We start from the raw sequence: 15,621 nt of genomic DNA on the forward strand, positions 1-15,621 counted from the left end.
CCCGCATAAGGACTCGCTTTCGTTATGCCCACCAATCGGGGCGGTGATAGGATGTGAGCAGGTCTTTCTCGACGAGACGTGCATCGAGGTAAGACGTGACGCTCGGGAGTATGGGGTCGAGATCGGCCGGGTGGACCATGACCTCAATCGAGTCTCCAGGTGGAATCGCATCGAGCGTCTCTCGTGTGACGCCGTCACCGTAGAACGCGTCACTGAACCGTTCGGTCACCCACAAATCCCGGCGTGCGTCGAGTGTCGTTAAGGCCCGAAACGTCGTGCCATATTCTTCGGCGAGACGGACGATGACGTCTTGAATCGCCGGCCAGCCATGGACGTGGTGATGACTGTCGAGGTGATGGAGCGAGAGACCCGTCGCACGAAACGCCTCGATTTGGGCTTTCCACTCGAGATAGACAAGTTCCGGGTCTGGCGCCGCTTCCGTCAGAAAACGGTTCGTGTAGCGGAACGTCCCGTCTTCTTTCGTGAGCGGTGCGCTCGTCTCGGCGAGCGGTCGGCCCCACGTCAAGGCGAGATGCACCCCGACGTGAAGAGTCGGATGCTGCTTCGCGAGCACCACAGCCTCTTCAACGGCGTGACCGTTCATGATCATCGTCGCCGAGTTGACGATTCCGTGGACGTGGCTGTCGATGATGCCACGGTTCACCCCGGTCGTCAGTCCGAAATCGTCAGCGTTGATCAAGACGAACGTCTTATGCATTCTGGACGAGACCGAGCGCTTGATCGAGCACTTGGTCGCCTTTCATGAGACCGTACGCCATGTTGTCGATGACGGCGACCGGTACCGACACCGACGACTTGATTTTGCTTTCAAGATAGCGGACTTGTGGCCCAATCAAGATGACGTCGACGTTCGTTTGCTCCTTTAAAAGCGACTCAGGAATCGCGTCGATTGTCGCTTCTAATCCACGATTTGCAGCCTCGGCACGCATTTTTTCAACAAGGATCGATGTCGACATACCTGCCGAACAGACGAGTAAGATATTCATTTCGTTTCCTCCAATCGATTGAGTCGAGTGATCATGTCAATCATCTCGATGGCGAGTTCTTTGACGGTCATCGCCGTCATGAGATGGTCTTGGGCGTGGACGAGCAGGACGCTCATGTCGCTTGCCGTGCCGCGCGCTTCTTCTTGCAGGAGCTCGGTCTGCATTTTGTGTGCTTCTAAAAACGCGGCATCGGCTTCTTTCATTTTCGCTTCCGCGGTTTCCACTTCACCGCGCTTGGCGGCGGCGATCGCCTCGAACGCCGACGAGCGGGCGTTGCCGGCGTGCAAGATGATCATGAATGACAGTTGTTGCATCGTTTCAGTTTTCACGAAATTTTCTCTCCTTCGTTGGCAGCAGATTGGTTCTTATTCATTTCGGCCGTCATTGCTTTCGCACCGGCCATGACGAACGGGATATACATCGTCGTCGCAATCGTCAAGTTGACGAGTTGGAGCAAAATGCCGCGGACGCTACCACCGGTGACGAGGTAACCACTGATGATTGGTGGCGTCGTCCAAGGCACGATGGCGACCGTTTTCGGTACCATGCCGGTCGTCAAGGCGACGTATGAGACGATGGTGAGCGTGACCGGGACCAAGATGAACGGAATCAACATGATCGGGTTCAAGACGATCGGAAGACCGAAGATGACCGGTTCGTTAATGTTGAACAGTCCAGCCGGGGCCGACAGTTTCGCGACTTGGTGATACGGGTGATTTCGCTGCTTGCGGACGACGATGAAGATGGCGAGCAGGAGTGCGAACGTCGTACCGGATCCGCCCATGAAGACGAACGTGTCGAGGAACGGCTTTGTGACCGTGAACGGGACGTCATACGCCGACGCGCCCGCTTGGAACGCGGCCAAGTTTTGTTCGATGAGCGGCAGATAGATTGGTTCGATGACCGAACCGATGATGTTCGTGCCGTGCAACCCGAAGAACCAAAGGATGTGGTTCAAGAAGGCGATGACGAGACCGGCTGCGAGTGAATCGCCGAACCCTTGGAGCGGTTGTTGGATGACTTTGAAGATAACTTCGAAAATGCTGAGCTCAATTTGGAGCGTCATAAATAACTGTACAGCAGCGACGAGCGTCAAGATGAGCATCGATGGGATAAGCGCCTGGAACGAACGCGTGACTCCGCCCGGCACTCCGTCTGGCATTTTGATTGTCAGTTTCGTGTTGATGAGATAACGGAACATCTCGGTGACGACGATGGAGACGATGATGGCGACGAACAACCCTTGCGCGCCGAGCCAAGCGAAGTTCAGTCCCCAGTCCTCGGTGACCGGGACGAGCATGATATACGACGCGACCGAGAGAATCCCGGCGGCTAGCCCGTCGACTCCATACGACCGGGCCAAGTTATATCCGATTGAGAAGGCGACTAACAGCCCTAATATGGCGAAAGAGGCCGTCCAAATGTTGCCGCCGAGCCCTTGCCAGTTCCCTTCACCGAAGGCGTTGTTCATCATACCGACGAAGTCGAGCGAGAGGCCACCTAAGTTGATGGCCGGGAAGTTGTTGATGAGGACAGCGAGCGAGCCGACGATGATGAGCGGCATGACCGATACGAATCCGTCGCGGATGGCGACCAAGTGACGCTGGGAGCCGATACGCCCAGCGATTTCGATAAATTTGTTCACGAATAAACCTCCTTCTTGAATTGTGGTAAGTACGCTTCATGTGCATCGAACAGCTCACGGAGGAGCGAATCGATTTTTTTCTCATCTTGGATGAGCGGGTTCATCAAGCAGGCGAGATAGGCGTCGTGATACGAGCCCGAGATGGCCGCTTGGATGGCGAGTTGTTCAAACGTCTTCAAATTGGTGATGAGTCCTTTGATTGGCAGCGGGAGCGACCCGATGGCGATCGGGCGTGGACCGGATTTCGTGATGACGGCGTTCACTTCGATGACGGCATCGTCCGGCAAGTCGCGGATTGTGCCACGGTTCAGCGTGTTCACCGTTTGGATATCGCCACGGTCGTTATAAATCGAGTCCATCAAATTGCAGGCGGCGTCCGAGTAATAGGCGCCTCCGCGTTGTTCGAGCTCTTCGGGTTTCACGTCGAGCTCGATGTCTTTGTACTTCTCGAACAGTTGCGCCTCGACTTGTTGCACGACCTCGGCCCGCGTCCCGTTCTGTTCGTAGGCGGCGAGATCTTTCTTGAGCACATCTTTCGTCTGGAAGTAGTACTGATGATACGGGTTCGGCAACATGCGGAGTGACTTCAAGAACGACTCGCTCCAACCGAGCCCGACGATGTTCGCCGGCGAGTAATCGGTGCCGTCGTTCAAAGCCGCGAGCACGTCATCAGTGCGGTCAATCCCATCGACCCAGACGTGACGGCCGAAGACGAAGTGGTTGAGTCCGATGAATTCGATGCCGACGCGTTCGACCGGTGTCTGTAAAATCTCGGCGACCGAGTTGCGCATATTGAACGGAATGTTACAGACGCCGATGACCTTGTTATGGGCCGAATGCTTCAACACGGCCTCGGTGACGATACCGGCTGGGTTCGTGAAGTTGACGAGCCAAGCGTCTGGGCAAATCTCGGCCATCTCGTTGGCGAGCTCAATCAAGACCGGAATCGTGCGGAACGCCTTGAACAAGCCGCCGGCCCCGTTCGTCTCTTGGCCGATGAAGCCGTGCTTGAGCGGGATGCGCTCATCTAACGCACGTGCCGCGAGACCACCGACGCGAATCTGTGTCGAGACGAAGTCCGCCCCGTGCAGTGCCTCTTTCCGATTGAGTGTCCAACGGAGCGAGATATCCGCTCCTGCCTTTTGAATCATCCGTTCCGCGAGACGGCCGACGATGTCTAATTTGTCTCTCCCTTCCTCGATGTCGACGAGGACGATCTCCCGGACCGGGAACGTCGCTTGCCGCTGAATGAATCCTTCAATGATTTCGGGGGTATAACTTGAACCTCCACCGATGATGACAACCTTGACTGCCATAGTGCCAACTCCTCCTTTGTGAAAGCGATTTCTTTTCGTTGTAACAAATATAACAAATGATACAACTCGTCGCAATACAAAAAGTACAAATAATACAAATTGTTTTTTGTATTTGCATTTGTATGTTTCCTGTATCACAATAAAGTAAAGAAGGACGACAGAAGGGGTGACAGCATGTCGCAATCGACGCTTCAAACCGCAATCAAAGAAGAGTTGCTAGCTCGCATCAAGAGCGGCCATTATACAGAAGGGGAGAAATTCCCGACCGAGTACGCCTTGTGTGAGGAGTTCGACGTCAGTCGGACGACCGTACGCGGTGCGCTCAACCAATTGACGACGGAAGGGTATCTCGTCCGCCAGCAAGGGCGCGGCACGTTCGTCGCCGGCAAGAAAGTACGACAGACGTTATCGCACACGCCGAACAACTACGCGGCCCAGCTTGCCGTCCAAGGGAAGCGCGGGCAAGTTTCGCTCATCGACTTGTCCGTCGTCTCGGCGACGAAACAACTCGCAGACGTGTTCACAGTCGACGAACAGGCGCCGATTCAAAAAATTGAGCGAATCCGTCACGCCGACGGTGAGCCGACGCAATACGAGGTGTCGTTCATCCCGTGGCAGATCGCACCGGGCATCACGAAAGACCAGGCCGAGCACTCGCTCTTCCAGACGCTGTCGCAAGTCCATGACGTCCACGTCGCCAAGACGACGGAGGCGCTCGAGATTGCCCTCGCCGATGAGAAAGTGAGTGGGTTGCTCGACTGTCCGCTCGGCACGCCGTGTTTCTATATCGAGACGGTGACCGAGGACGCCTCGGGACGTACGATTGAATATTCACGATCCTACTTTAGAGGGGATAAGACGAGCTTCGTCATCGAGCGGAGCTATTCATGAACACGCCACAATCGGGCGTGTTTTTTTGTAGGGATTAAAGGGGTTTCACATCCGGCAGTTATGGATGCGTCTCATTCATTGAAACGAGAAGATATGTTGCGTACAGTTAGAATTAGAAAGGTGGGGGTCTGATGTTATTTAAAAAGAAAATAGCAGAAGCAGCGGCAGAATCGAAACGGTTTCATGTCAAGTTGACGGAACAACTGCCGGAACTCGGTCAAATCACCATTCTCGTCGATACGGCCACTGGCGTGAACTATATCCAGACGTGGGTCGGGACAGGTGGCGGCATCACTCCGCTACTCGATGCGAATGGTGAGGTTGTGGTCGAGGAAGGGTACCGATCGTGATGTCACTCAGCACCAATCGGCTGACGTTACGACGGGTTACAGCGGACGATGCGCCACACCTGTTGGCATATTTATCGAAACCTGAGGTCGTCCGCCATATGGGACTCGACCCGTTCACGTCGTTAGAGGATTCGTTAGAAGAGATTGCCTGGTACGATTCGATTCTCGAGGAAGGGACAGGTGTCCGCTGGGGAATCACGTTGACCGGGCAAGACGAGGTCATCGGCAGTTGCGGATTTTTGAACGTGTCAGCGAAACACCAGCGAGCCGAAATTGGGTTTGAGCTCAGCTCGGATCATTGGGGAAGAGGCATTGCCGGTGAGGCGCTCCGAGCGGTCATTCGTCATGGGTTCACACAACTTAGGTTCCATCGTATCGAGGCGCTCGTCGAACCGGCGAATACCGCGTCACAACAGCTCCTCGAGCGGGTCGGATTTACGCGAGAAGGTTTGCTGCGGGGGTATGAGTTCACACGTGGTAAGTACGACGATTTATATATGTATTCATTGCTTGAGACAGACAGCATGACATGATGGGAGGCGACGCCGATGCATATTATTGAATTCAAGAACGTGAGTCATGGAGACATTTTACATAACGTGACGGGTTATTTTCGGGAAGGACGGATCACGACGTTCGTCGGTCCGAGCGGTGCCGGTAAGACGACGTGCCTGAAGCACATCAACGGCCTGTTATCGCCGGACGCCGGCGCGATTTATTTTAAAGGGGAGAACATCGATTCGATTGATGTCATCGAGTTGCGCCAACGTGTCGGTATGGCGTTCCAAAGTGCGCCGATGATTGATGGCACGGTGTACGACAACATGAACCTGCCGAAAGCCATCTTCGGTGAGACGCTCGAACGCGAGCGGGCGGCGGATTTGCTTCAGAAAGTCGACTTGGGCGGCATCTCGCTCGACCAACCGATCAAGACGTTGTCGGGTGGGGAACGGAGTCGTGTCGCCATTGCCCGGACGCTCGTCAACAAACCGGACGTGCTGTTATTGGACGAGATCACGGCGAGCCTCGACTATCGGACTGTTAAAGAGATTGAGCGGTTGATTGTCAGGCTGCAAAAAGACTTCGGCGTCACCGTCGTCTGGATTACGCACGACCTCGATCAAGCCCGCCGTGTCAGTGATGACATGTGGTTTTTGCGAAACGGGGAATTGATTGAATTCGGCGACGCGACGTTCATCGATGAGTCCGATAACCCGATGATCGGTCGTTTCGTGAGGGGGGAAGAGCTATGACGTTCATCGAACTGATGACTTCATTGATTTTTGTCGCCATCCCGCTCGGTTTGGCCCTGTTCTTAAAACTCGGGCTCGAACGCGACATCTTGGTTGCGACGGTGCGGTCGATTGTTCAGTTGCTCATCATCGGCTACATTTTGACGTTTGTCTTCGAGAGCGACAGCCCGGTGTTCATGTTGCTCATGATTCTGTTGATGATTGGGGCGGCGACGCAGAACATCATCAAGAAAGGGGACGGCATCCCTGGCATCACATGGATGATTCTGCTCACGCTCGTCACGGTCGAGACGTTGACGATGGGGCTCATGCTCGGGCTCGGCATTATCCCGTTCGAGCCGGAGAAAGTCATCCCGATCAGCGGCATGGTCATCGGGAACTGTATGGTGTTGTCGCTCCTGTTCTTGAACAAGTTCAAAGACGAGGTCGAGCGGAGCGATGAAGTGATTGAGCTCATCTTGTCGTTCGGCGGCACACCGAAAGCAGCGATCGAGCGCAGTTTGAAGAGCGCCATCCGCACGAGCATGATTCCGACGGTCGAGGCGCAGAAGACGATGGGGCTCGTCCAACTCCCGGGTATGATGAGCGGTCTCATCATCGGCGGGGCCGACCCGATGGAAGCCGTGTTGTATCAGTTGCTCATCTTGTTTCTCATTTTGACGACCGCGTCGATTTCGGCGGTCATGGTCGGCTATCTGGCGTATCCGCGCCTGTTCAACCAAAAACTTCAGTTCGTCGGGTTGACGTATCGAAAGGGGAAAACGACATGATTCAAGGCATCCATCACGTGCAAATCACGATCCCGAAAGGGGAGGAAGCCCGTGCCCGTGCGTTTTATTGCGGCGTGCTCGGTCTTCTAGAAATCGAGAAGCCGGTGTCACTTCAAGGACGGGGCGGGTTTTGGCTCGAGGTCGGTGACCGCAGCGTCCACGTCGGCACCGAGGACGGGTTCGACCGGTTGTCGACGAAAGGACACGTCGCCTACGCCGTGACCGATTTGGCGGAATGGGGACAGAAGCTCGAGGCGGAAGGAATCGAGCGGCTCACGGGCATCCCGATTCCTGGATTCGACCGGTTCGAGTTCCGCGACCCGTTCGGCAATCGAGTCGAGATGATTCAAGCCATCTAAACGGAGAGTGCCCGCTGTGGGTGCTCTTTTTTTGTTCAAGAGATCCCGAACAGTTCGATGACAGCTTTCCAATTGGAAGGATAGGCGTTGCTGCCACCATGTTGATGCAACAGTTTGCCGTGACGGTTCACGGTGAAGTTCCATTGCGTCCCGTCCATCGTGAAGCATCCTTTTTCCTCGAATACTTCAGGCCAGCGATGTGAGATGAGCGACACGAATCGCTCATGGACGCGGAAGGCATCTGTTTCGTTGTACCACCCGGAACGGGGAATCGCCGTGCTTAAGTCGAACTCTTCACGCCAGATGACTTCTCGTTTGACCGCGCCATCTTCAAAAAACGTGATGGTGGACTCGTTATGGACGCCGAAGCCGCCGACCGTGAACGTGACGGTGATGGTCGGTCGTTTTTTACGGATGGCATCGAGCGGGATGGTCGGCTCGAACGTCAATTTCGCTTCCCGGGATGCCTTGATGGCCAGCTGTTCGACTACGGAACGCCTCGGACGTACGGATTGAAACCATTGCTTTTGTGTATGTTGATACATGTTGATCTTCCTCTCATCTCATCAGATGGCTTGATTATAGACAACATGAACACGAGGGGTATGTACAAAAATGAATCAGGTACGACGAAAGGGAGTGTCGATCGGGACACTCCCTTTTTAGGTGACGATTTAGTTTCAAGAAGGCGGAACGATTGTCCCTTGATGGAAACGCATCTTCCATTGGCCATCCACGTTCACCCAAATCGAACTGCGCAAGGCGATGCGTCCGGTGGAGTGGTCTTCAGTCCGATACGTGGCCAGGACGACGTCGTCTTGAACGGTCTCCAGTGAGAAGTCGGATAAGGTGATGTGAATCTCGCCGAGGTCCATCGTGGCGGCAGATGCCGTCCGATATAACATGCGTCCGGAACTGCCGATTTCAAAAAAATCATCCGTGAGTAGACGGTGCAAGTGCTCAGGCGATGTGCGCACGTCGGTCGTCAGTAATGCCCGTTCCTGTCGTTCGATTAAGTCAGCCAACATGTGGTTGCTCCTCCCGTTTTCCAAAGTTCATGATGATAACGCCGAGCACGATGACGATCAGGCCGATGCTGTTCAACGTCGACAGCACTTCACCATACACGAACACCCCAATCAGCCCGGTCGCGACCGTGCCGAGCCCGGCCCAGACGCTATAGGCAATGCTGAGGGGGATGGTCTTCAAGACGATGCCCATCAACGTGAACGAAATCGCGAAGCTGATTAAGAGAACGAGACTTGGGAACAGATTGGTGAATCCGTCCGACAGCTTCAACATCGACGTCCCGAGCACCTCGAACGCGATTGATACGAGTAAGATTCCGTATGATTTCATGATTTCCCTCCTCACAGTTTCATCAAGACGAGCCCGACAATGACAAGCGCGATGCCGACGACAGTCTGAATCCGGACTTGTTCCTTGAAGACGAGGAAGCCGATTAGCGCCGTCGCGGCCGTGCCGACCCCGCTCCAAAACGCATAGGCGAAACTGAGTGGGATGGAAAGAAGGGCGAGCGACAACAAGTAAAAAGCCGTCACGTAACCGAAGGCGACACCGAGAACGGGCAGGCGACTCGTTGTCGTCGCGTTCAGCTTCAACATGCTCGAACCGAACAGCTCGGAGACGATGGCACCGACGAGATAGACGAAGCCCATATTACGATTCTCCTTTTGACAGCGCGTCGCACTTTTGTCGGATGATGCGGGCGGCCCGGTCTTTGAACGCAGCGCTATAGCCGTATGTCAACGCGAACCAAAACCCATCGCAGAGCAGTCGAAGCTCGAGCACGCGATCAGCGTCAGGACCATCCGCGGCGAACTGTTCATCCCATCGTTTGGCGGCGTCATTCCAAAGCTTTCCGCTCGCATCTTCTTGGGATGAGATGAAGACGGCAATCAAGTCGGCATCACCATCGCTATAATCGAGCGTCGCGAGGGCGTAGGCGCGTGTGAACGGGTAAGGACCATCCAACTCGGTTTGATGATGGACGATCCGATTTTCAAATTCATCGAGCGCCATTCTATTCATCTGCTGCAACAGGTTGGCCTTGCTTTCAAAGTGGTATAAGACGCCACCTTTCGTGATACCGGCGCGTTTGGCTAAGTGGTCCATCGACAGTTGTTGAATGCCCTCGGTTTGAATGATCTGTGCGGCGGTCCGCAGTAACAATTGTTTTTTACTCATGTGTTTCCTCCCACTATACTGAACGGTCAGTATAGTGAATGTATCAGACTAGAGGTGGGTTGTCGAGATGGATACATGAATGGGATAATTAGGAAAAGGGGGGAGAGATGATGGGTTCACATTTGATGCACCTCGTCATTGCGAATGAGGTGTGGGCGCATTTGACAGACGTCGATCGCACGACTTTTTTGTTGGGAAATCTTGCGCCCGATGCGACGACTTCTAAACAAAACACCCACTATTACGCGGGACGGCATGAGGATATGACAAGACGGCTCGATCTTAATCAATATTGGGTGGACAGTGCGGACGAGAATCAATCGTTCCACCTCGGCTATTATTGCCATCTCGTCGCGGACGAGATTTGGTTGCAGGGGTTTTATAAAGCCTGGCTCAAGCAAGTCATTACGAAAGACCCAGAAAAGCAGGCGATGTATTATACCGATTTTGATTCATATAACGCTCGTTTAGTGCAGCGATTGGACGCCTTCGATTTCGACGTGTTAACCAATGCCGCACAAGGCGAGCTGCTGGCACTCATCCTCAAAATCAAGCAAGATGCGAAGGCGAAAGAGGAAGGGACGTATACGATGTTTTTGCCACACCAGTTCGATGGCTACGTCGAGACGTGCATCCTTCGATGTCGACAGATGGTCCAACAGAAGAGTGGGGTGATTATATGATTCAACGACGTTATGCACCGCTTTACGTGACGTTTGGACTTTCTATTTTGACAATCGTAGCGCTGTTCACTGTGAACGGCCGCTTTTTCCCGGATTTGAACTTGATGACGGCCATATGGGTCTACATTGTTCTAGATGTCGCCCTGATTGCCACATTGATTTGGGGCCTGTTCTCAAAAGACAAGACGGTGCGTGTGTTCAGTCTCGTCGGGAATCTTGGATTGATTGTGCCGCTATCGATTTGGATTTTTTTGTTGGTGCTCGCTAACGGGATTTCGGAAGCGTAATCGGACAAATGAGAGTGACCGAATGAACTCTATTTGCTTAGAAAGTGGACAGGCGTTCCGCTTTCTTTTTTTATCGGCATTAGATAGAAAGAATAATATTTCCATTTCCAATTTGAAAATTTGGCATTGCACAACCTATTTTTGTTTGTTATGCTTCTCAATGAAAACGACAATGATAATCATTATCAGTGAGAAAGCATCAGTATTCCTTACATAGAGCAGAAACGTGGACTAGTCGCGGACTCACTGAGAAGGTCGTCATTCAAAAACAGATACATAGGGAGATGGAAAGAATGGGGAAATGGAAAGCAGCAGTCATGCTCACATCACTCGTCTTCACGCTAGCCGCATGCGGTAGCACGGACGAAACGAAAGACGCAGGAAGTGCGGAAGCCGAGACGGCACCGAAGACAGTTGAAATCACAGACGCACATGGAACAATCGACGTACCGGTCAATCCGGAGAAGGTCGTCGCGCTCGACAACCGAACGTTCGAGACGCTCTCGGATTGGGGCATCGACTTAGTCGCGGCGCCAATTGGATTGATTCCAGCGGACTTGCCTTATAAAAACGATAAAGACATCGTAGACGTTGGGATGCACAATGAGCCGAACTTAGAAGCGATCGCCGGTGTGGATCCGGATGTCGTCATCGTCGGACAACGATTCGCCGACTACTACGAAGACATTAAAAAATTGGTCCCAGAAGCGGCCGTCATCAACTTGGACATCGAACTTCCCGAAGATGCGGGCACGCCAGGAGAAATCTTGGTCGAAGGCTTTGAGACGACGACACGTTCACTCGGCCAAATCTTTGAAAAAGAATCGGAAGCAGATGAACTCATCGCGAGCTTCGAAGCATCGATCGACAGTGTGAAAACAGCATACAACGGTGAAGATAAAGTGATGTCAGTCATTGTTTCAGGTGGCGATATCGGCTTCTCGGCGCCGAACACAGGTCGTGTCTTCGGACCGATGTATGACATCTTTGACTGGACACCTGCCCTCGAAGTAGCGAAAACGACAGGTGACCACCAAGGGGATGAGGTTTCGGTTGAAGCGATTGCTGAGAGTGACCCGGACTGGTTGCTCGTCCTCGACCGTGATGCGGCCATTTCAAGCATGGAAGATGCTGTACCTGCAGCGGACGTGATTGATAACGCACCGGCACTCCAAAAAACGAAAGCCGTGACAGACGAAAAAATCGTGTATGCGCCGAACGATACGTACATCAACGAGTCGATTCAAACTTATTCTGAACTCTTCAACGACATCGCAGCCGCGCTTTCGAAATAAGGGAGTCACGTTGTGCAAAAACCAATGACAGCAAGGGTTGAGACATTGTCTCAGCCCTCCTTTTCTAACATATGGACGAAGTCCTTTATCGTAGCAATGCTTGTGGTGTTCATATTGGCGGGCCTTTCGCTCGTGACCGGCGTCTATGACATTCGTCAAGAAGGTGGGTCGGACATGTTTTGGATCACCCGCGTCCCGCGTACGATTGCAATCATGTTGACCGGTGCCGCCATGGCGATGTCGGGACTGGTCATGCAACTGATTACGCAAAACCGTCTCGTCGAACCGACGACGACAGGTACACTCGAATGGGCAGGGCTCGGCCTGCTCGCTGTCTATCTGCTCGTCCCGGCTCCGACGCTCATGATGCGGATGACGGGGGCGATCGTCTTTTCGTTCATCGGAACGATGGTCTTCTTCTGGTTTCTGCGCTCGGTCAAACTTCGCTCGTCGTTGATTGTCCCGATTATCGGACTCATGCTCGGGGCGGTCGTCTCGGCCGTGTCAACGTTTCTCGGTCTATTCTTTCAAGCCAGCCAGACGATTGAAGGTTGGTTCGTCGGGTCGTTCGCATCGGTGCAGGTCGGACGTTATGAATACTTGTGGCTCATCATCCTCGTCACGTTCTTTATCTTCATCCTCGCGAATCGCTTAACGCTCGCTGGACTCGGAGAAGACATCGCGACGAGCCTCGGCGTCAACTACAACCGCCTCATCTTGATTGCGACGGGACTGATTGCACTCGCGGTCGGGGTCGTGGCGACGGTTATCGGCAATCTACCGTTTCTCGGGCTCATTGTTCCGAACATCGTCTCGATGTTTCGCGGGGATGACCTGCGCAGCAACTTGCCGTGGGTGTGCGTCATCGGGATGGGAACGGTCCTCGTCAGCGACTTGATTTCGCGGACGATCATCATGCCGTTCGAATTGCCGGTATCACTCATTCTCGGGACGGTCGGATCGATCGTGTTCATCGCGATTCTCATGAGACAACGGAAGACGGGAGGGGTACGATGAGCACACTTATTGAAAATAAGACGAAGCCGCGGGAAGCGTATGATGTCGATGGTCGATCCGTGCATACAGAAGAACGGTGTGCGACGGCGTTCCGTTCGAAACGAGAACAGCACCGCTACTGGCTATTCCTTGCCTTCTTCATCATCGGCGGATTGCTCTGTGCGTTCGGGTTGCTCGTCTACAACAATCCGGTCCCGTTCGACTCACCGTCGTTCGTCCCGGTCGTCGAACGTCGGGTCGTCGCCGTCATCACGATGGCGATTGCTGCGCTCTGTCAAAGCATGGCGACGGTCGCGTTTCATTCGGTGACGAACAACCGGATCATTACGCCATCGTTACTCGGGTTCGACGCACTCTACTCGACGATTCAGACGAGCATGATTTTCTTCTTCGGTGCAGGGGCGTTAATCGGTTTTTCGGGAACCGGTGCCTTTTTGACCCAGGTGGGCCTCATGGTGCTCATGAGTCTGCTCTTGTATGGCTGGCTCTTGTCGGGGAAATATGGCAATCTGCAACTCATGCTTCTCATCGGCATTATCATCGGGACCGGCATGAACTCGGTGTCCTCGTTCATGCGCCGCATGCTCGCGCCGTCCGAGTTCGACGTCCTGCAGGCTCGCCTGTTCGGTTCGGTGATGCATGCCGATGCCGCCTACTTCCCGATTGTTATCCCGATTGTGATTGTCGTCGGGACGTTGTTGTATAGCTTCTCCAATCGCTTGAACGTCGTCGCACTCGGGAAAGACGTGGCGACATCGTTCGGGGTGAACCATCGCCGGAGCGTCATCTTTACGCTCGTCTTAATCTCGCTCCTTATGTCGGTATCGACGGCGCTGATTGGACCGTTGACGTTCTTCGGATTCTTGGTGGCGACGCTCAGCTATCAAGTGGCAGCGACGTACGATCATAAGTACGTGTTTCCGCTGGTGTTCGCGCTTGGGTTCTTCGTTCTGACGAGCGCGTACTTCTTTATGTATCACATTCTCAATACACCGAGTGTCGTGTCCGTCATCATCGAACTGTTCGGCGGCGTGATTTTCTTAGCGGTGATTTTACGGAAGAGGTCATTATGATTCAACTTGAACAAGTACAAAAAACATATACGGATGACGTCCAAATCGGACCGATCAATCTCGACATCCCGAAAGCTGGATTCACGTCGTTGATCGGACCGAACGGGGCAGGGAAATCGACGACGCTCATGATGATCGGCCGTTTGCTCGACTTGGATGAAGGTCAAATCCATGTCGCCGGCCTGGACGTGTCGAGCGCGAAATCGAAAGACTTGGCGAAAATCGTCACGATCTTACGGCAAGAGAACCATTTCGTGACGCGTCTCACCGTCCGTCAGCTCGCGGGCTTCGGACGCTTCCCGTACTCAAAAGGGCGGTTGACGCAAGAGGATGAACGGATTATCTCGAAATATATCGACTTCCTCGATTTGACGTCGCTCGAGCATCGCTATCTCGATGAATTGTCGGGCGGACAGCGCCAACGGGCGTACGTCGCGATGGTGCTCTGTCAGGAGACGGAATACGTGCTCCTCGATGAACCCCTCAATAACCTCGATATCGCTCGATCGGTCCAGATGATGGAGTACTTGCGCCACGTCGCTGACGAGTTCGGAAGGACAATCGTCACGGTGCTCCATGACATCAACTTTGCAGCGAAATATTCGGACCGCATCTGTGCGATGAAAGACGGGAACATCGCCGCCTTCGGTACGGTCGAGGAGATTATGGATGCAGACATCCTATCTGACATTTTCGAGACGAAACTGGAGATTATTCAAGGGCCATATGGGCCAATCGCAGTCTATTAAAGAAAGGACGGGATTCGATGCAGATTTACTGGACACCGATTCAACAAGTCGTGCAGGAATCAAAAGACACCTACACGTTCAAACTTGAACTGCCGGCTGGCTTCACATGGGAAGAAGGGGCGCACACACACTTCGCGCTCGAGGGATTTAACAAGGAAGATCGACCGAACCGGACGTTGATTCGCCATATGTCGATTTCGACGTTGCCGCATGAAGGCGCAATCGGTATCACGACCCGGGTCAAACCGGAATGTTCGACGTTTAAATCAATCTTGCGTGACATGAACATCGGGGACAAGGTCGCCATCTTCAAGACGCATTCGAACGTTCCGTTGAAACGGGAGGGGAAGAACGTCTATCTGTTGTCGTCGGGTGTCGGCATTGCGACGTTCCGTCCGCTCGTGCTCGCGTATTTGGCGAATGGGGAAGGCGTGCCGCACCTTCATTCGTTGAACGTCGATTCCTCACAGGATTATCTGTTCAGCGATGTGTTCGCATCAACAGCCGCCTTCACGGCCGAGTTCGTCGACAGTCGTCCGGATTATTATCAGCGTGTCGAGACGCTCGCTGCAGACAAAGATGGGTTGTTTTATGTGGTCGGCAGCGATGATTTCTTGCATGCGACGATTGCTGCGTTGCGTCAAAGCGGTGTCACGCCAGATCAAATCATGCTCGACAAGCATGACTTTCAATTTGAAGATTTTTTGAAAGCCTGACA

General features: G+C 53.5%; 23 protein-coding genes. 13 read left to right on the forward strand and 10 right to left on the reverse strand.

The window, feature by feature from the left end; translation table 11 throughout:
* Positions 1-22: 22 nt before the first annotated feature.
* From M467_RS22305 to M467_RS22325, 5 genes are read right to left on the reverse strand one after another with little or no spacing between them, the layout of a single operon-like run.
* Positions 23-718 carry a carbohydrate deacetylase gene (locus M467_RS22305; RefSeq protein WP_021066393.1) on the reverse strand — a complete coding sequence of 232 codons (696 nt, stop codon included), beginning with the start codon at positions 716-718 and terminating at the stop codon, positions 23-25.
* A complete protein-coding gene (locus tag M467_RS22310; RefSeq protein ID WP_021066394.1) occupies positions 711-1,007 on the reverse strand; it encodes a PTS sugar transporter subunit IIB in 297 nt (98 codons plus the stop codon). The genes M467_RS22305 and M467_RS22310 overlap by 8 nt, the downstream gene beginning before the upstream one ends.
* Positions 1,004-1,321, reverse strand: a complete 318-nt coding sequence (locus M467_RS22315) for a PTS lactose/cellobiose transporter subunit IIA (protein WP_031200063.1) — start codon at positions 1,319-1,321, stop codon at positions 1,004-1,006. Before M467_RS22315 ends, M467_RS22310 begins: the two co-directional genes overlap by 4 nt.
* Before the next feature lie 11 nt (positions 1,322-1,332).
* A complete protein-coding gene (celB, locus tag M467_RS22320) occupies positions 1,333-2,652 on the reverse strand; it encodes a PTS cellobiose transporter subunit IIC (protein WP_021066396.1) in 1,320 nt (439 codons plus the stop codon).
* Positions 2,649-3,968 carry a 6-phospho-beta-glucosidase gene (locus M467_RS22325; protein ID WP_021066397.1) on the reverse strand — a complete coding sequence of 440 codons (1,320 nt, stop codon included), beginning with the start codon at positions 3,966-3,968 and terminating at the stop codon, positions 2,649-2,651. The genes celB and M467_RS22325 overlap by 4 nt, the downstream gene beginning before the upstream one ends.
* Positions 3,969-4,142: 174 nt before the next feature.
* On the opposite strand from M467_RS22325, the gene M467_RS22330 reads away from it, so the two are divergent.
* The 6 genes from M467_RS22330 (at position 4,143) to M467_RS22355 (ending at position 7,591) form a co-directional block, all read left to right on the forward strand.
* A complete protein-coding gene (locus M467_RS22330; protein ID WP_021066398.1) occupies positions 4,143-4,859 on the forward strand; it encodes a GntR family transcriptional regulator in 717 nt (238 codons plus the stop codon).
* A 131-nt stretch (positions 4,860-4,990) separates the two neighbouring features.
* On the forward strand, positions 4,991-5,209 hold the full coding sequence (locus M467_RS22335) for a DUF6440 family protein (RefSeq protein WP_021066399.1): 219 nt from the start codon (positions 4,991-4,993) through the stop codon (positions 5,207-5,209).
* Positions 5,209-5,742, forward strand: coding sequence for a GNAT family N-acetyltransferase (locus tag M467_RS22340; protein WP_021066400.1), 534 nt, complete (start codon positions 5,209-5,211; stop codon positions 5,740-5,742). The genes M467_RS22335 and M467_RS22340 overlap by 1 nt, the downstream gene beginning before the upstream one ends.
* Positions 5,743-5,757: 15 nt before the next feature.
* Positions 5,758-6,462, forward strand: a complete 705-nt coding sequence (locus M467_RS22345; protein WP_021066401.1) for an ABC transporter ATP-binding protein — start codon at positions 5,758-5,760, stop codon at positions 6,460-6,462.
* Positions 6,459-7,232, forward strand: a complete 774-nt coding sequence (locus tag M467_RS22350) for an ABC transporter permease (RefSeq protein ID WP_021066402.1) — start codon at positions 6,459-6,461, stop codon at positions 7,230-7,232. The genes M467_RS22345 and M467_RS22350 overlap by 4 nt, the downstream gene beginning before the upstream one ends.
* A complete protein-coding gene (locus M467_RS22355) occupies positions 7,229-7,591 on the forward strand; it encodes a VOC family protein (RefSeq protein ID WP_021066403.1) in 363 nt (120 codons plus the stop codon). The genes M467_RS22350 and M467_RS22355 overlap by 4 nt, the downstream gene beginning before the upstream one ends.
* A 35-nt stretch (positions 7,592-7,626) precedes the next feature.
* Here the strand turns inward: M467_RS22355 and M467_RS22360 are convergent, their stop codons facing one another.
* The 5 genes from M467_RS22360 to M467_RS22380 form a co-directional block, all read right to left on the reverse strand.
* Complete coding sequence (locus M467_RS22360; RefSeq protein WP_021066404.1) at positions 7,627-8,136, reverse strand: hypothetical protein; 510 nt, start codon at positions 8,134-8,136, stop codon at positions 7,627-7,629.
* A 135-nt stretch (positions 8,137-8,271) separates the two neighbouring features.
* Entirely contained in the window at positions 8,272-8,619 is a 348-nt protein-coding gene (locus M467_RS22365; RefSeq protein WP_021066405.1) for a nuclear transport factor 2 family protein, read from the reverse strand.
* The gene (locus tag M467_RS22370) at positions 8,609-8,950 is read right to left on the reverse strand and encodes a DMT family transporter (protein WP_021066406.1); all 342 of its coding nucleotides are present in this window, start codon (positions 8,948-8,950) and stop codon (positions 8,609-8,611) included. The genes M467_RS22365 and M467_RS22370 overlap by 11 nt, the downstream gene beginning before the upstream one ends.
* 11 nt (positions 8,951-8,961) lie before the next feature.
* Positions 8,962-9,270 carry a DMT family transporter gene (locus M467_RS22375; protein WP_021066407.1) on the reverse strand — a complete coding sequence of 103 codons (309 nt, stop codon included), beginning with the start codon at positions 9,268-9,270 and terminating at the stop codon, positions 8,962-8,964.
* Between the two features lies 1 nt (position 9,271).
* Entirely contained in the window at positions 9,272-9,799 is a 528-nt protein-coding gene (locus M467_RS22380) for a TetR/AcrR family transcriptional regulator (protein ID WP_021066408.1), read from the reverse strand.
* Positions 9,800-9,909: 110 nt separating this feature from the next.
* On the opposite strand from M467_RS22380, the gene M467_RS31465 reads away from it, so the two are divergent.
* The 7 genes from M467_RS31465 (at position 9,910) to M467_RS22410 (ending at position 15,619) form a co-directional block, all read left to right on the forward strand.
* A complete protein-coding gene (locus tag M467_RS31465) occupies positions 9,910-10,482 on the forward strand; it encodes a zinc dependent phospholipase C family protein (RefSeq protein ID WP_021066409.1) in 573 nt (190 codons plus the stop codon).
* Entirely contained in the window at positions 10,479-10,769 is a 291-nt protein-coding gene (locus M467_RS22385) for a hypothetical protein (protein WP_021066410.1), read from the forward strand. The genes M467_RS31465 and M467_RS22385 overlap by 4 nt, the downstream gene beginning before the upstream one ends.
* A gap of 293 nt (positions 10,770-11,062) precedes the next feature.
* On the forward strand, positions 11,063-12,064 hold the full coding sequence (locus M467_RS22390; protein ID WP_021066411.1) for a siderophore ABC transporter substrate-binding protein: 1,002 nt from the start codon (positions 11,063-11,065) through the stop codon (positions 12,062-12,064).
* Positions 12,065-12,088: 24 nt separating this feature from the next.
* Positions 12,089-13,081 (forward strand): ABC transporter permease, encoded by a 993-nt coding sequence (locus tag M467_RS22395; protein WP_251136206.1) that lies wholly within the window; start codon positions 12,089-12,091, stop codon positions 13,079-13,081.
* Positions 13,078-14,154 (forward strand): iron chelate uptake ABC transporter family permease subunit, encoded by a 1,077-nt coding sequence (locus tag M467_RS22400; RefSeq protein WP_021066413.1) that lies wholly within the window; start codon positions 13,078-13,080, stop codon positions 14,152-14,154. Before M467_RS22395 ends, M467_RS22400 begins: the two co-directional genes overlap by 4 nt.
* Positions 14,151-14,903 carry an iron ABC transporter ATP-binding protein gene (locus M467_RS22405; RefSeq protein ID WP_021066414.1) on the forward strand — a complete coding sequence of 251 codons (753 nt, stop codon included), beginning with the start codon at positions 14,151-14,153 and terminating at the stop codon, positions 14,901-14,903. Before M467_RS22400 ends, M467_RS22405 begins: the two co-directional genes overlap by 4 nt.
* Positions 14,904-14,920: 17 nt before the next feature.
* Positions 14,921-15,619: a ferredoxin--NADP reductase gene (locus M467_RS22410; RefSeq protein ID WP_021066415.1), complete on the forward strand. Its 699-nt coding sequence runs from the start codon at positions 14,921-14,923 to the stop codon at positions 15,617-15,619.
* Positions 15,620-15,621 lie beyond the last annotated feature (2 nt).

The organism is Exiguobacterium chiriqhucha RW-2, from assembly GCF_000416965.1.
Taxonomy (GTDB): Bacteria; Bacillota; Bacilli; order Exiguobacteriales; family Exiguobacteriaceae; genus Exiguobacterium; species Exiguobacterium chiriqhucha.

Coding starts and splice junctions, on each gene's coding strand:
- M467_RS22310 (WP_021066394.1), bottom strand. CDS start 1,007: ATGAATATCTTACTCGTCTGTTCGGCAGGTATGTCGACATCGATCCTT.
- M467_RS22375 (WP_021066407.1), bottom strand. CDS start 9,270: ATGGGCTTCGTCTATCTCGTCGGTGCCATCGTCTCCGAGCTGTTCGGT.
- M467_RS22400 (WP_021066413.1), top strand. CDS start 13,078: ATGAGCACACTTATTGAAAATAAGACGAAGCCGCGGGAAGCGTATGAT.
- M467_RS22410 (WP_021066415.1), top strand. CDS start 14,921: ATGCAGATTTACTGGACACCGATTCAACAAGTCGTGCAGGAATCAAAA.
- M467_RS22385 (WP_021066410.1), top strand. CDS start 10,479: ATGATTCAACGACGTTATGCACCGCTTTACGTGACGTTTGGACTTTCT.
- M467_RS22360 (WP_021066404.1), bottom strand. CDS start 8,136: ATGTATCAACATACACAAAAGCAATGGTTTCAATCCGTACGTCCGAGG.
- M467_RS22325 (WP_021066397.1), bottom strand. CDS start 3,968: ATGGCAGTCAAGGTTGTCATCATCGGTGGAGGTTCAAGTTATACCCCC.
- M467_RS22315 (WP_031200063.1), bottom strand. CDS start 1,321: ATGCAACAACTGTCATTCATGATCATCTTGCACGCCGGCAACGCCCGC.
- M467_RS22380 (WP_021066408.1), bottom strand. CDS start 9,799: ATGAGTAAAAAACAATTGTTACTGCGGACCGCCGCACAGATCATTCAA.
- M467_RS22345 (WP_021066401.1), top strand. CDS start 5,758: ATGCATATTATTGAATTCAAGAACGTGAGTCATGGAGACATTTTACAT.
- M467_RS22395 (WP_251136206.1), top strand. CDS start 12,089: ATGACAGCAAGGGTTGAGACATTGTCTCAGCCCTCCTTTTCTAACATA.
- M467_RS22335 (WP_021066399.1), top strand. CDS start 4,991: ATGTTATTTAAAAAGAAAATAGCAGAAGCAGCGGCAGAATCGAAACGG.
- M467_RS22340 (WP_021066400.1), top strand. CDS start 5,209: ATGTCACTCAGCACCAATCGGCTGACGTTACGACGGGTTACAGCGGAC.
- M467_RS22390 (WP_021066411.1), top strand. CDS start 11,063: ATGGGGAAATGGAAAGCAGCAGTCATGCTCACATCACTCGTCTTCACG.
- M467_RS22350 (WP_021066402.1), top strand. CDS start 6,459: ATGACGTTCATCGAACTGATGACTTCATTGATTTTTGTCGCCATCCCG.
- M467_RS22330 (WP_021066398.1), top strand. CDS start 4,143: ATGTCGCAATCGACGCTTCAAACCGCAATCAAAGAAGAGTTGCTAGCT.
- M467_RS22370 (WP_021066406.1), bottom strand. CDS start 8,950: ATGAAATCATACGGAATCTTACTCGTATCAATCGCGTTCGAGGTGCTC.
- M467_RS22305 (WP_021066393.1), bottom strand. CDS start 718: ATGCATAAGACGTTCGTCTTGATCAACGCTGACGATTTCGGACTGACG.
- M467_RS22405 (WP_021066414.1), top strand. CDS start 14,151: ATGATTCAACTTGAACAAGTACAAAAAACATATACGGATGACGTCCAA.
- M467_RS22365 (WP_021066405.1), bottom strand. CDS start 8,619: ATGTTGGCTGACTTAATCGAACGACAGGAACGGGCATTACTGACGACC.
- M467_RS31465 (WP_021066409.1), top strand. CDS start 9,910: ATGGGTTCACATTTGATGCACCTCGTCATTGCGAATGAGGTGTGGGCG.
- M467_RS22355 (WP_021066403.1), top strand. CDS start 7,229: ATGATTCAAGGCATCCATCACGTGCAAATCACGATCCCGAAAGGGGAG.